This window comes from Bacillus sp. BML-BC051, assembly GCF_019656175.1.
Lineage (GTDB): Bacteria > Bacillota > Bacilli > Bacillales > Bacillaceae_G > Bacillus_A > Bacillus_A mobilis.
Window position 1 is genome coordinate 1 of record NZ_BPLI01000140.1, and the last position, 270, is coordinate 270.

Here is a 270-nt window from a genome sequence, read left to right on the forward strand (position 1 = left end):
CGGCAACGCAAAATATAGACAAATGTATATTCTTAGAGTATTCCTGCTTCTACGTGCCCTGCCTCGCTAATCACTTGCTACTACAGTTTGCTGTGACACTCCACAGGCGTAAATTCCGATGTAGCCCACCGTACATATATACAATCTATTTACGTTAGTATTGTATATTTTTTTGCTTGTAAAAGGTTGATCGCTGCGTTCAAATCTCTATCCATTACATTGCCACATTCACATGTATATACTCGGTCAGATAGCTTTAAATCCGCTTTC

1 protein-coding gene is annotated in these 270 nt (G+C 39.3%); it reads right to left on the reverse strand.

Annotated elements, in window-relative coordinates; genetic code table 11:
• Nucleotides 1–149: 149 nt before the first annotated feature.
• Nucleotides 150–270 (reverse strand): zinc ribbon domain-containing protein (locus tag K5S59_RS29625; protein WP_212982180.1); only part of this gene is annotated, 121 nt, incomplete at its 5' end.